Origin of the sequence: Vibrio sp. 10N.247.311.14 (assembly GCF_041467715.1) — a bacterium.
GTDB classification, from domain to species: domain Bacteria; phylum Pseudomonadota; class Gammaproteobacteria; order Enterobacterales; family Vibrionaceae; genus Vibrio; species Vibrio crassostreae_C.
The window spans coordinates 33,574-47,572 of sequence record NZ_JBFSVE010000042.1; the positions used below are offsets into that span (position 1 = coordinate 33,574).

Below are 13,999 nucleotides of genomic sequence, written 5' to 3' on the forward strand. Positions count from 1 at the left end.
TCTTTTAACAACAAATTGTCGAGTGGGTCATGCTTTTAAATAATAAAGTACAAATACAGTAAGTATCATTTGTTTGAAATAAACTAGATAATTGTGTACTTACTGTCATTATTGGACAGGTTGAGGGGACTATACTGGGCTCATACCTAATAAGAGGAACCATTATGAAACTCATCATCAAATCAGTATTGGCAATCAGTATTTTGGCTGCAGGCTCTGCTCATGCGTTCGAATTAACCAGCAACGATATTCAAGAAGGTCACCCAATGGCAAAGACTTTTGAATACTCTAGTTGGGGTTGTGACGGCGATAATCAATCACCACAATTGATGTGGAAAGATGCACCAGCAGGTACCAAAAGCTTTGCTATCACAGCTTATGATCCAGATGCACCGACTGAAAGTGGCTTCTGGCATTGGGTTGCGTTTGATATCCCTGCAACTGTGAACGAGCTACCTCGCGGTGTCGACATCTCTAAAGTCGGTGGCAAAGAAGGTCGCATTGATTACGGTACAGTTGGCTACGGTGGCGTTTGTCCTCCAGAAAAAGATGGTATGCACCGTTACCAGTTCACGGTTTGGGCATTACCAACGGACAAACTTAACCTCGACGAAAATACGCCGTCGGCTGTGGTTGGATTCACGTTGAACATCATGGCTTTAGACAAAGCTAAACTGACCGCAACTTATACACGTTAATAGCTTATGTACGTTAAAGCTTATACACGTACATAATAAGTAAACAAGGGGATGAGATGAATCATCAATATCAAGTGACGATCTTTCGTGCAGAGCAGTTACAAAAACTGCGTAATGTGAGGATTCTATCCCCTAGTATCATTCAGATCATTACAGGCAGTAAGCGCCTGTTTTGGAAAGATTCAGCGGCAGAGCTCTCACATTCTGAGCTGTTATTGTGTGAGGCATCAGCTTCACTAAGTTTTGAGAACATGCCCCACAAAGGGCGCTTCTTGTCGCGAGTGTTCAGCTTTCAATTCCAACCTTCTCAGGCGATGCTTGATTTAAGTGAGGAACGGTCGAATGATCTGGGACTGCCTACAGTAAAAGCGGAGCGAAACTTACAAGACTCACTTAATGCGCTGTTTTCGTTTGATACACAGAGCATGAGCAAAGAGACTCAGCAGTTTTGGTTGCAGGGCTTGTACCAGCAATTGGCCGAAAAAGGAGTATTGCATCGGCTGTTTACCAGTGCCAACGTCTCGTTTAGCCAAAAGCTCAGCCATTATCTTTCACATTCACCAGACGAGAAGCATCCATTAGAGTCGGTGGCGGAGCGTTTTGCGATGAGCCGAGGGACATTGATTCGGAAGCTCAAACTGGAAGGTATGCAATATCGAGAGGTATTAGCTGAAGTTCGGTTAAGTCACGCGCTTTATCTGATGCAAAACGGACAACAGAATGTGGCGATGTTGGCTCAGTCTTGCGGTTACCAATCGGAAGGGCGTTTTAGTCAGCGCTTCAAAGGGAAGTTTGGTTTGTCGCCAAGTGAATACATCAAAACCGTCGTCAGCCATAGAGTCGCGAGCAAATAAAGTCGCGACGCCATAATCATTCTGTTTGGCCTAAACGCTCACTTTCTTATCACGTGCTGCCAATGCCGCGAAAATCGTGCACGCAAAGGCAACAGATGCGACCAACAGAATCGGCACACTCCAAGAATCTGTCTGAGCGTGAAGCTTACCCACCAGCGTTGGACCAGTGGCTGCCAACGCATAGCCGATTCCCTGAGCCATACCCGACAATGATGCGGCTTGGCTGCTATTCGATGTTCGCAAGCCAACAAAAGAGAGCGCGATAATAAACGTCGAGCAGTTGGCTAATCCAAACAGTCCCACCCAAAAAATCGCAAACTCAGGCAAATACAATAGGCCAATCAATCCAACAAATACACTCGATGCACACAGAGTGATGAGCCATTGTTGATTGTCACTTTTGGCTAAGAACGGCAGTAACAGCAGCCCCGGAACCATAGTCGAAAACTGCAAAAATCCATAAATGTAGCCTGCATCTATTTCGCTGTAGCCAAGGTCGCTCAAGATCTGTGGCAACCAGCCAGCCAAAGAGTAGAAGGTAAATGAGTTAAGCCCAAGCGCTAACGTTACTTGCCACGCAACGCCGCTTTTAATCATCTTCTTCATCGGCAGAGGTCTGTCTTGTTGCTTGTTATCGTTAGCAGAAGATGAACGTTTTCTGATTTTAGGTAACCAGATCAGTAAAGCTAATATTGGAAATACCAAGTTCATTAACAGCGCTAATTGCCAACCTGTCATAGTGAACAAGGTGAGTTCTGAAAATGGCACCATCAAACTTGAGCCTAACGTCGACCCGATGCCCATCGTAAAGATGTACAAAGAAGTCACAGTAGCGATGCGTGTCGGGAAGCTAATTTTCACTACAACGGGTAACAACACATTACCAATTGCGATACCAAGCCCGATCATCACCGTGCCGATATACAAAGTTGGGATTAACCCAGCAGAGCGCAGTGTAATCCCGGACGTGATCAGGACTAAGCCTAATAGTAGGCTAGGCTCTAGACCAATTCGTTGGGATATCTTGGTGACTAATGGTGAGAACAAGGCAAAAGTTAACAGTGGTAAAGCTGTTAAGAAGCCAGCAGCCGATGACGTAAGGTTGAGGCCTTCCATAACCTGAGAAAGTACAGGAGCCAAGCTCGTAAAAGGCCCACGAAGGTTAAGTGCTAGGAATAGAATCCCTAACATGACGAAAATGCTATTACGAAGAGAGGCGCTCATAGGTTGTTCTACTGTTTGCTTATGAGAAGACAGGCTAGCCTACAGATCATTGAATGATTACACAAATACCGTTTAAATAGGTTTACTAATGATTGAACCTGCGCAGTACGCGCTTAGCCAGAAAAGGTCACCCATGACTGTATTGAATATCGACAAGCTCATCTCAGACTTCCCACTGCTACAACAATTAGTGAGTCTCGAAGAAGTGACTTGGTTTAACCCAAACATCACGACTTTGGAGCAAGGTTTACCCTATGTGGGATTAGGCGAAAAAGATATTCACGATGCGAGCATGAGGCTGCAAAGGTTTGCTCCTTATCTAGCCAAGGCGTTTCCTGAAACTCAAGCGACCAATGGCATCATCGAGTCTGAGCTTGTTGACATTCCATCTATGAAATCAGCATTGGGAGCACATTATCAGCAGCCAATAAAAGGGCGTTTGATGATTAAGAAAGACAGCCATTTGCCGATTTCAGGTTCAATCAAAGCGCGTGGTGGTATTTATGAAGTACTAACACATGCCGAGAAGCTTGCGATTGAAGCGGGGTTACTGTGTGAGAGCGATGACTACAGCAAGCTGCTCGAACCTGAGTTTCGTAACTTCTTCCAACAATACAGCATTGCGGTAGGATCCACGGGTAATCTAGGCATGTCGATCGGTATCATGAGTGCCAAATTGGGTTTTACGGTCTCTGTTCATATGTCGGCAGACGCGAGATCTTGGAAGAAAAGCAAACTTCGTGAGCATGGCGTCAACGTTGTTGCAAATATGAGCTGCTAAAAAGATAAGTCATGATAGAAGAGTGTTGTTTATAGCTTGTACACACTCTTTCTCACCTCTAAATCCCACCTTAATTCAAACAATAACTTGCACAGATCGTTATCCAAAACACACATTTTATAAATTAAGCTTCTTAGATGTTCTAACTATCAGTTAGGTTGAGTGGCATTCAACTTGATAGGGATTGAGCAATGCAGACGGACAAAGTGATACAGACAAGACACATAAACACACCAGAAAAATTACTCCAGCGTTTAGATGCGATTGGGGAGTCTTTGGAAGCATCGGGTAAGGCTCATGCTTTGCTGGGATTGGGCTCAGTAGGTATTGAAACAGAACGACTTGATCAGTATTCAGATGTCGATTTTTTCGCAATAGTGCAAACAGGGCACAAGCAGTATTTCTTAGACAGTTTGCATTGGCTATCTGATATTCACTCAATCGACTACGCAGTGAGAAATACCGTCGATGGCTATAAAGTTCTGTACGCTGACGGAATCTTTTGTGAGTTTGCAGTGTTTGAACCCCACGAGTTAGCGCACATTCCGTTTGCTGAAGGGCGTATTGTTTGGCAGCAACATGAATTTGATACACAGTGTTGTGTTTCACCAATAAAAGGGGAGACAGACACTAATTCCCAAGATTGGATCATTGGTGAGGCTCTAACCAATCTTTATGTGGGTATGTCTCGTTATAACCGAGGCGAAAAGCTGTCGGGCAGTCGGTTCGTTCAATCTTACGCACTCGATCGTTTGATCGATCTTGTGGATCAAACTGAACAGTCTGAGCCTGAATTCGTTGATGAATTTATGTCGGATAGAAGGCTAGAAGCACGCTTCCCTAAGTTTGCCCAATTGCTACCAACCTTTACCCAAGGCTACGAGCGCACCGCTGAATCGGCACTTGCCCAACTAGCATTCCTCAACACCCACTTCGCAGTCAACCAAGCCATGTGTGACCGAATCTCTGAACTGTGTTCCAGTAAAGATTAAGCTTATAGCGTGTGAATCCCCAAGCCTAACTGACACCACCTTTCAGATGATAAGCGGCGGGCAACCTAATTGAGCTCTCGAATTATTATTCTTAAGCACTAAACCCGTACGCTTTTGTTTACTCTTCAAGACCGTGACTGTTCGTGTTTACTCCGTTTATCACTGGATGTCGTCAGCCAAATAAAATACAATCGAACAATGTTTTATTAATTCGTGCTTTATCATTATGATGAGAAACTTACTCATATTCATCGTTAGCCTGTTCTTCTTAACAGCCTGTTCTTCAACGAGTAATCATCAGCTAGACGACGAGACATTGAGCAACGAAGACGCTATGTCGAAAAGTATAGAGGGAGAGAGTAATCTCGAGACTTCAAAGGATACAAACGCTGAGACCAGCGTTGATTCTTCCCATGATTCAATCGTTGATCATCAACCACTCACTAACCTTGATTCAAATAAAGACACGATAGCTCACGCCAATGCAGAGCCAGAATCAGTGGAGCCTTCTCAAATAGAAGCGACAGAAACAACTGAAAGCGATGCTAAGAGTGGCGGTGAAAAAGGCATCGGAAGCTATTTTATTCGTCATAATAAACCGACTAAGACGGTGATTAAATCACTAGAGGGCGTGACAGATGCATTGAACGTCATGACGTTTGGGATATTTGCCACCGGTAACGGTTAAATCGTTAACTTAGAACCACAACCTAATAGATAGAATGAAACGTGAAGGCGAGCCAGATGGTTCGCCTTTTTTGATCTTCTAAATCTGGCCACCGTTCTTCCTAAGAATCGTGCTCACTTATCTGAGCGCTGAGTCAGGCGACGGTTAACGTAAATAGGAAATTATTCGTTCTGGAAGGGACTCGCCGAATTTACCCTGTTTGACTTGTTATATGCATCAAGGGTTCTAATACTCATCCCAAAGTAAGCAATGAAATCTAATCTTACAAAGACAAGCCTTATATTCACTTATGAGCATAGTAAGATGTTTGCTGTTAAGTCGGTTTGGGTTTAGTTATCAATATTCTAGGGAAGAAAAATGAAGAATAAGAGTGTGTTTTTAAGTGCCGCATTGGTGATGTTGTCAGGTCATGCAAGTGCATCAGACGCGAACCATGAGTCTGTATCAGATGGTGTTATCGCAGAACAAAGAGCAAAGCTTTCTGAAAATACCCAAGGACAAGGTTTTGGACCGCAAGCTCCAAGAGATTTGGGTTCATTAGAAGGTACAAATACTAGGCTGTTCTCGGATGCCCTTGATTCAACCGCGATGAACTTATGTAATATTCACTTTCATAAAAATGCAGAGCACAAAGGCGGTGAGTTTACCCAGTATGCGGGTAATGGTGACGGCAAAGGTTTCCAAAGTGGATTCAAATACACAGGTAAGCTAAGCGAGGCTGAACTAAAACCATTTGAGGGTAAGGTTTGTCCGAGCGATCATGGTTCGCTTCATTCCGGTGATACTATTGAAGTGCATTATGTGTACTCAACGGCGCAAGTGGAGCCGGGTGAAACATTAGGGGCGTGTTTCAATGATGCAATTACTAACCCTCAGCTACGTGTAGAAACCCAAGTCTACGTCTTAGTGAATGATAACAAAGCGCTCGATTTTGAAGAGCTAGCTAAGCACTCTAAAGTGAATGGTTTGCACCAAGCGACGAACATTCCACAAAATACAGGTTCTGCCATTCAATATGCAGGCTCGACTACGGGCCCAGGTTACAACGAACAAGGTTCACCGTTCCAAGTCACATGGAGCGTGAGACCACAAGTGGCGAAAGTGAACATCGCAACGGTTGGTAGCTGGTGTGAGGGGAACGACTTTAATGAAGACCACGCACACGGTGTGAGAAACTTAGTCGTAAACCCTAAGTTACTGTCGCCAATCGCGAACTAGATAAGTTTCTTTTCAACTGAAGCTGAAGTATAAAGAGCGAGCCATACGGTTCGCTTTTTTAGTGTTAAAGGTTTTGAACGTTTTTAATTAGCGAGCGACTGTCATTAGGTGAATATTCTAAGCGAGTAATAAAAGCAGATTTAAACGCCTTGATACCGCAAGTAAAGGATCGGTGAATAGTTTCTTTACTCCCTTTAAGGACGCATGTTACGTTCAGCAAATATCATGTTGAGCTATGAATAAGGACAAGCCAATGTCGTTTGAAGGTGCGGTTACATTCTTTATTGCCATGTTTATATTTGGCATTACTCCAGGGCCCGGTGTGTTTGCGATTTTGGCTCGTGGAATGGTCGATGGATGGCGAAAGTGCATTTCCCTTTCTTTAGGCATGATATGCAGTGATCTTATTTATCTAGCGCTTGCTTGTTTTGGTTTAGCAACCATTGCGGAGAACTGGTCATTTGCTTTCGAGGTCATTCGTTATGTCGGCGCAGCTTACCTTATTTACCTCGGGTACAAAATGTTTAAGGCCTTACCTGAAGTGCAAGGTAAGGCAGAGCATGCAGCCAGAAAAAGTCAGAAATCAGAACTTACTAGCTTCGCGCAAGGTTTTCTGATCTCAGCGTCAAACCCTAAAGTGATTCTGTTTTATATTTCCTTTTTACCCACGTTTGTTGATCTGACGGTTTTACGCTCACAGGATATTGTCTTAGTTTCTGTATTAGCTTCTATTGCACTAATGGCTGGCTTAATGCTGATTGCGATGGGAGCGGGACGCATGGTGACTTTGCTTAAAACGCCGCGCGCGCATAAACGCTTAAATCAAAGTGCTGGTGGAATAATGATTGCTGCAGGCTCATATCTGGCGATTAATCGATAAACATGTCTTGTTAAGCTCAAATCTTTAAAAAAGGCGGACCAATTGGTTCGCCTTTGCGTTATCTGTATGCATTCTCTATTTAGTCGTTCATGCGCTAGCTCAAATATTTGGATTAAAATCGATCCCTGTTTAGCCTCAGCTAACTCAACAGAACTACATGTAGAAAACCGATTTAACCCTTGTGTGATAACGCTTCAAAGAATTATATCAACTTAATGTATATAAAATGATTTGAGGTTGACTGTGTTATCACGCTCTAAGTCGAGTTTTAAGTGCGCTATTCAGGATGTATAGTTAATGATAATTCATTAAGTTATTGAATGATTGAGCTATCGAATCTTTAAGGTGTCGCATGATGTGGGTGTTATGAAGAAAAACGGCTTTACGTTAATGGAATTAATCGTTGTGATCGTGATAATCGGTATTATTGCTGTAACAGCAGCGCCGAGGTTTCTTAATATCCAAGAGTCGGCGAGAGAAGCGGTACTTGAGGGGGTTGCGGGTGCAATGGAAGGAGTAATCACACAGGTAACGTCTAAAGCTATTATCGCTGGGCTTAACCCTGATGCATCAAACCCAGGAGATCAGAGCAACTACGTGATCGATTTTGGTATCGGCAGTGTTGAGGTTGACTGGGGCACACTTTGTCCGGAAAGCCGAGGGGAGTCGGGCGACAAATTGACGATGATCGATTTTATGACCTTATCAGATGATGACAGCTTAACTTCTGATTTTGGTAATCGACACACTGTGATCGGGTATGAATACGACTTTACCCAAGCTGAATTAGATAGTACGAACATAACGGATGCGGATCTAGAGACGCGCCAAGGTTGCTTTGTTCTTTATGACTCTTTTGGCCGAACAAATGGCAGCCAATGTCCTGATGAAGGATGTGAGTGTACAGTTCGTATTGTGAACAACAACTGTTAAGCGAACTCATCATTAGATTTTAGAGACAGAATAAAAAAGCGCGTTATTGCCGAGTAGCAATAACGCGCTTTTTTTGTATTAGTTTGATGATTTTTCTTAGTTTGCTATTGCTGCATCTGCTGGCGGCAAGTCACGCTTCTTAATCACGTATCGTAAGCGAAGTAGCATCAGAGCTGCTGAAACACTCAAGCCCGTTAGAATACCAATCCAAAAGCCTTCTTCACCCATTGCTGGAACAATGTGGTCTGTTAAGCCCAACACCATACCCAGTGGTAACGCTAAGCCCCAGTATGAAGCGATAGCTAAGATCATCGGGATCTTAGTATCTTTATAACCACGCAGTGCGCCGTTAGCAGAGGTTTGCAATGCATCACTGAATTGGTACATAGCGGTAAAGGTCAACAATACTGCTGCTGTCGCGCTTATTGTAGGGTCGGTTGTGTAAAGCCTAATGATCCACTCAGGGAACAGAAGGAACATCGCAACCGAAAGTAATGAAATCAACGCCGCAACCAAGATACCGACTTTGCTGCGTTCAATCGCACCGAGTTCGTCTTTTTCACCTAGAGCGTGCCCAACACGAATCGTAATGCCAAACGAGATACTCATCGGGATCACATAAGTTAGGCTCGAAATGTTAAGTGCAATTTGCGCGGCTGCTACGTTCTCAGCGCCAATACGACCAATCATCAGTGCGATTACCGCAAAGATGCTGCCACACACTGCAATGTTCATCCCGATGGGTAAACCTAATCTTAGAAGGTGAAGCATCTCTTTTGCTTTTGGCTTCGCATCTGAAAACTTGATGATGGTCTTGTAGTGGTGATGACCTTTAATGTAGGAATACAGCATTCCCGACATTAACCAGTACACCAAGCTTGTCGCCCAACCACAACCTACAGCGCCCATTTCAGGGAAGCCGAACTTACCGTAGATAAGCACGTAGTTGACCGGAATATTGACCAATAAACCAACCACAGAAATGATCATTGGCACTTTGGTGTTGTTCATACCTTCACAGAAACCGTTCAAGGTGTAGAACAGGGCAATACCCGGCACACCGAAGGCGAGGGCAAAGGCATAGTCACTGCCGATAGGGATGATTTCAGCGGCAACCCCAATCCATTCCAAGATCGGTTTGGCACTTACGAGGTAAGCGATGAGTAGTACGCTAGCAATTAATGCCAACCAAACCATCTGGAAGAATTCAACAGAGATACTTTGGAAGTCGCGAGCGCCTCGGTGATAAGCGACTACAGGCGTTAACGCCATAATCACACCACGCAGCAACAGCAACACAGGAATCCAAAGGCTGGTGCCGAGTGCAATAGCGGCAAGATCAGCAGGGCTTACTTGGCCAGCCATTGTCGTATCGACAAATCCCATCGCTTGGGTAGCTATTTGAGTCAAAATGATTGGAATCGAAAGATGCATAAGCGCACCCGATTCACGAGTAAAAGGACGAAGTTTCGTTAGCATGGAAGTTCAAAACACCAATATAAATGCACCAGTGATGGCAGGATGGCCGGTGTGCATTTTAGGATGTGCCCCGTTGGACGGGCGACAATATAAACACCTTACCGTATAGGGTCAAGCATTGGATCTATAGAGTTCAATTAGCTCTGAAATAGGGAAGGGTTCTGATGGTTAAAACACAGTTGAAAAGCGCATAAGTTTATGATTTTTTTGGGCGTTATATTGGTTAGGTAATTTCTGTATTTGCTACGCTTATCACTAAGGTTACGGTGTAAGTGATTGTAATGAAAAGGCAAAGGCTAGTACAATCGGGTGCATAACAATCTAGATGAAAAATTCTGTATTTAGATGCAGAGTTTTCTATCGAATAGCTGCTATGACCTCAAGGAGAAGTGGTGAAAGATTCAGAAAGTATCGCCATTAATTTGGTGTCCCAAGAGTATATTGCAGGTAGCCAAGAGTATTCAGTGAGCTTAAATGTTACGAATATTTCTGGTCAACCTATATCTGATTTGCAGGTTTTTAACACTCTTTCGGCTGGTCGAGAGCTATCAATAAATGATGACCTTGATGCGACTAATTTAACAGAGCTTGAAGATAAGAAAAGGCGTTTAATCAGGGAGTTAGAAAGAGGGGTGGAAAGTGCTTATGCGAGAAAACGTAGAAAGAAGCTTACATTCACTGAGGCTATTGCATTAGCCATTGTCGAACTTGTAGATGGATATGCTTCTATTTTTTCTAAAAAGAAAACACAGCCAACAACTCCTTATTGGGCAGAAGAAGCCTTAAAAATCGATGAATGGGAAGATGTAGAACGACTTGAGAAAGAAGTAATAAGCTTTGAGCCTGAGGAATCCTTTTTACCCAAAGCGTTTTCTATAAATAAAGATAAATTAAAAAGAGTGATGGATCGTCTTGAAAAGGTTCAAGGTAAACAGTTTTCAAAAGGGATCTCTCTACCTGTTGGAAGCACGATTACTTTTCCGTTTTCATACAGAGCACCTCACCTCTTAAAATCAAAGAAAATGGATGTTTCATTTAAAGCAACTTATAAATTAAATGATGATGTTGTGCACACTCGTACAGCAACTTCAAGGGTTTCTATTTTTCCTTCTGCTTTTGCCGTACCTACAGGTGGAATGATCGGAGCTACGGTAGGGTATATTATAAAAAATACGCTTATATCAACTTCTGACGGAGCGCTAATTAATTGGGGTGTTTTAGGTGGAAGTATAGCGTTGGGGTTAGTGATCAGTCTGCTTGCGTCCAGAAAACCTGAGGCAACTAAAGCTATTACTGTAGAGGACCTTACAGGAGGGTTAATTATAGGTGTTTTAGCTGGGCTATATTCCGAGTCCATTTTAACCAAACTTCAGGCTTTACTGTAATAGGTTATAACAAATAAGGATTAAGGTGTTGCGCAGCCAACACTAAATCCCGAGTGTTGAACAAGCCCGAAGCCACTTTATTAAGTAAATTGTACGATTGAACTTGAAGGGCACATCGCTTTGAGGCTTTTCTCAAAGCGAGCGAAGCTAAGATAAGGTTGCGATAGCAATCATATCAATCAGTTAGCTATTTTTCGTTTCTTTCGTCGTTACATCTCCTTTGATTTCGTCAATGCCATTCTCCTTATTATCAAATGCCTTTCGGCTACATGGGTCGGCTCACTCCAACACACGCCATCTCATGCTCACAGCAAGGGCAGATTCTTATCGCTTTGCTCCTTATCGGTGCCGTTAGCGGCATCATCATATAGACCAAGTTCAATAACAGCAGTTGAATGCGGGCTCTTAAGGCGTGAGCTTGACCACGTAAAAATCCGTAGTCTCGTACTCTCTGCAACCCTTTGGGCAGCACGTGTTGCAAAATGAGCAGCAAAAACTTCAGAATGGGCAAGGTGCGCGTTCGCCATGCATTGGTCTGACTCTCTTTATAGCGGAAGGTGACAGTATCATCTGTGATACTGATGATGTCTTCATCAGGCAGCACACCGCGATAGAGATAGCGCGCCAAATAGTTGAGTGCAGCCTGACCGTATCCTACTTGTCTGCAATCGACCACCCATTGTTTGGGTATGCCACTCGGCAGCCACAACGTTGGGTGTTGATTAATGGCCTCTAGCATTCTTGCTCGCCATACTTTGGCCAAAGCAAACGCGTTGAAGAGGTAATGCTTGTTGCCTTTGTGCCACGTTTGCCTCGACGCGTCGTATTGGCCTGCCGCCACGATAATGTGCAGATGTGGGTGCAAGTTTCGTTGTCGGCTGTGAGTATGCAACACGGCGGTAAAACCAAGTTCACCTTGCCGTTGTCGGTTGGCAAAATCCTTTAATACCCCTGATGCCACCTTAAACATACCGTTATATATCGCTTTAGGTTGATGTCTTGCCAGCACTCTCAATTGATACGGTAAAGTGAAGGTCACCATGAAATAGTGAACAGGTAACCGTTTTTGCTGTTGACGCTGTAGCCAGTCAGAAGTGGTGCGTTGTTGGCATTGAGGGCAATGGCGATGACCACAAGAAAGAGGCAATCGGTCATCGTGATGGCAGTGACTGCAGAACCATTGTGAGCGTCCTTGTTGCTCTGTTTTGCAACGGAGCATCGCCCCAATAGCTCGATGCATATCGCCATTTATCTGCGCATGATAGTGATGCTTAAGCGCACGATGATGCTGGCGAAGCAGTTCAATGAAAGTACTCATTTTATGCTCCATGTTAAGTCTAGATCATCCGTTAATTGGTTGATGGCCATTGCCGCATCACGCTGCTTTATCTGAGTCATTCGGGTGTATCGTGCCGTGGTGTTGAGGCTTGCATGACCGAGCAGTGATTGCAGTGAACGCAGGTCGACTCCTTGCTCAAGTAAGTGCGTTGCGAAGCAATGTCTGAGTGAATGAGGACTCGCATGCTTTTTGATACCACACTCTTTAAGTACAAGTTTCATCGTCTTTTGAATTCCGCCACGATCCATGGGGGTGTCGTGACATGTACCAAGTCCAGGAAATAAGTAGCAAGGATGCTTATGGGTAAGCCAGTGCGTGCGGAGTGCCTTAAGCGTTCGCTGCGGAAGCGGCACCATTCGGTCTTTTCCGCCTTTTCCTTCCCGTATGTGAACGCGCATTGTTTGGCTGTCGATATCATGAACCGTAAGATTTAATCCCTCACTGAGTCGTAACCCCATGCTGTACAGAGTAAGAAAAAACACCTGATAACGTGCTTGTCGAGTGTGAGTAATCAGCGAGCTGACTTGCTGTGGTGTCAGTATGTCGGGCAGTCGTTTTACTTGTGGCGGCTTGACGATATTGAGCCACTCCCACTGTTTATCGAGCGTGTAGCGATAGAAAAACTGCAAGCCATTACGATCGAGTTTTATGGTGCTCCACGAGTGGGTTTGAATAAGAGACGCGAAGAACTGTTTGAGGTCAGAGGTCGTTAATGTATCAGGGGCTCGGTCGAAATGAGCGGTGATCCGACGAACCGCACGGGAATAGGCATCAATGGTCGCGGGTCGTTTACCTTGCAGCTTTAGGTTGGTAAGGTGTTGTTCATAAAGGGTGTTGTAACGTTTTAAGTCATCGGGTTTCATGGGGTTACTCCTGTGAACGACCATCAGGGTGATGGTGTTACAAGAGTATGGTTCGCACTCGTTTTACTCTGCCGCGTAGCGGCTTCGTTCAACAAGCGCTTTAAACGGAACTATAACAGTTGGCTCAGTTTCGCCTTACTCCAGTTTATAGCCAACAATTATAGTCCGCTTAATTCGGCGTTACACGAGTTGATAAAATATGAACAACATTCAAAAGTTCGACGAGTTGGTGGCAATGCTACTAGCTCATCTGTATGAAAACTTTCCTCGAAGAACAGAAATTGATGCTTTTGAGTTTCTTGGGATCAACTATGAGCATCATTCATTCCTTGAGGATAATGAGGGATATGAAGAATATGCAAATAAATGCCAAGAGGTTGATTTTTTACTTGATACAGCCCTTTGGCTAATTGATTCAGGCTTTTTATACGGGAAAATAGAAAATGAAGTGGCTGGGTTTTATACATCGAAGAAATGTATTGATATAACTCTTTCTCCAAAAGGATTGGAGCTTCTCAAGTTAGTTCCGAATTCTTTAGAAGTTAGTCAAAATCTAGGGGACAAGCTTGTAGATACCATAAACCAAGGTGCAAAAGATGCTGGTTCGAAAGTATCCGCCCCATGAACCCACGGGGCGACTTGTCAGTGTTTGAAGTTCCAAGGCA

The 13,999-nt window shown here is 44.0% G+C and carries 13 protein-coding genes and 1 pseudogene; 10 read left to right on the forward strand and 4 right to left on the reverse strand.

The features are described from left to right. Window positions 1–164 precede the first annotated feature (164 nt). Both AB6F11_RS15340 and AB6F11_RS15345 read left to right on the forward strand, forming a co-directional pair. On the forward strand, window positions 165–698 hold the full coding sequence (locus tag AB6F11_RS15340; protein WP_102394633.1) for a YbhB/YbcL family Raf kinase inhibitor-like protein: 534 nt from the start codon (window positions 165–167) through the stop codon (window positions 696–698). Window positions 699–754: 56 nt separating this feature from the next. Continuing rightward, window positions 755–1,552: a helix-turn-helix transcriptional regulator gene (locus tag AB6F11_RS15345; protein ID WP_102331900.1), complete on the forward strand. Its 798-nt coding sequence runs from the start codon at window positions 755–757 to the stop codon at window positions 1,550–1,552. 30 nt (window positions 1,553–1,582) lie between these two features. Here AB6F11_RS15345 and AB6F11_RS15350 read toward each other — a convergent pair whose 3' ends face one another. After that, window positions 1,583–2,776 carry a CynX/NimT family MFS transporter gene (locus tag AB6F11_RS15350; protein WP_102394635.1) on the reverse strand — a complete coding sequence of 398 codons (1,194 nt, stop codon included), beginning with the start codon at window positions 2,774–2,776 and terminating at the stop codon, window positions 1,583–1,585. A gap of 133 nt (window positions 2,777–2,909) precedes the next feature. On the opposite strand from AB6F11_RS15350, the pseudogene AB6F11_RS15355 reads away from it, so the two are divergent. The 6 genes and pseudogenes from AB6F11_RS15355 to AB6F11_RS15380 all read left to right on the forward strand — a co-directional run. Continuing rightward, window positions 2,910–3,539, forward strand: a pseudogene (locus AB6F11_RS15355) (D-serine ammonia-lyase); the annotation flags it as partial. Window positions 3,540–3,748: 209 nt separating this feature from the next. Then, a complete protein-coding gene (locus tag AB6F11_RS15360; protein WP_065583740.1) occupies window positions 3,749–4,549 on the forward strand; it encodes a hypothetical protein in 801 nt (266 codons plus the stop codon). A gap of 226 nt (window positions 4,550–4,775) precedes the next feature. Beyond that, window positions 4,776–5,237, forward strand: coding sequence for a hypothetical protein (locus AB6F11_RS15365; RefSeq protein WP_102394636.1), 462 nt, complete (start codon window positions 4,776–4,778; stop codon window positions 5,235–5,237). 357 nt (window positions 5,238–5,594) lie between these two features. Continuing rightward, window positions 5,595–6,455, forward strand: a complete 861-nt coding sequence (locus tag AB6F11_RS15370; protein ID WP_102394637.1) for a delta-class carbonic anhydrase — start codon at window positions 5,595–5,597, stop codon at window positions 6,453–6,455. A gap of 253 nt (window positions 6,456–6,708) precedes the next feature. Continuing rightward, window positions 6,709–7,335 (forward strand): LysE family translocator, encoded by a 627-nt coding sequence (locus AB6F11_RS15375; RefSeq protein WP_102394638.1) that lies wholly within the window; start codon window positions 6,709–6,711, stop codon window positions 7,333–7,335. A gap of 390 nt (window positions 7,336–7,725) precedes the next feature. Then, a complete protein-coding gene (locus AB6F11_RS15380) occupies window positions 7,726–8,268 on the forward strand; it encodes a hypothetical protein (protein WP_061031336.1) in 543 nt (180 codons plus the stop codon). 96 nt (window positions 8,269–8,364) lie between these two features. Here the strand turns inward: AB6F11_RS15380 and AB6F11_RS15385 are convergent, their stop codons facing one another. Next, window positions 8,365–9,747, reverse strand: a complete 1,383-nt coding sequence (locus AB6F11_RS15385; RefSeq protein WP_102398230.1) for an MATE family efflux transporter — start codon at window positions 9,745–9,747, stop codon at window positions 8,365–8,367. Between the two features lie 392 nt (window positions 9,748–10,139). Here AB6F11_RS15385 and AB6F11_RS15390 point away from each other — a divergent pair, with 392 nt between their 5' ends. After that, window positions 10,140–11,132, forward strand: a complete 993-nt coding sequence (locus AB6F11_RS15390) for a hypothetical protein (protein ID WP_102394640.1) — start codon at window positions 10,140–10,142, stop codon at window positions 11,130–11,132. A gap of 265 nt (window positions 11,133–11,397) precedes the next feature. Here the strand turns inward: AB6F11_RS15390 and AB6F11_RS15395 are convergent, their stop codons facing one another. After that, window positions 11,398–12,450: a transposase gene (locus AB6F11_RS15395; RefSeq protein ID WP_102394641.1), complete on the reverse strand. Its 1,053-nt coding sequence runs from the start codon at window positions 12,448–12,450 to the stop codon at window positions 11,398–11,400. Continuing rightward, window positions 12,447–13,334, reverse strand: a complete 888-nt coding sequence (locus AB6F11_RS15400) for a site-specific integrase (RefSeq protein WP_017080449.1) — start codon at window positions 13,332–13,334, stop codon at window positions 12,447–12,449. The genes AB6F11_RS15395 and AB6F11_RS15400 overlap by 4 nt, the downstream gene beginning before the upstream one ends. 199 nt (window positions 13,335–13,533) lie before the next feature. Between AB6F11_RS15400 and AB6F11_RS15405 the strand changes: the two genes are divergently transcribed. Further along, window positions 13,534–13,959, forward strand: coding sequence for a hypothetical protein (locus AB6F11_RS15405; RefSeq protein WP_102394642.1), 426 nt, complete (start codon window positions 13,534–13,536; stop codon window positions 13,957–13,959). The last annotated feature ends 40 nt before the right edge of the window (window positions 13,960–13,999 follow it).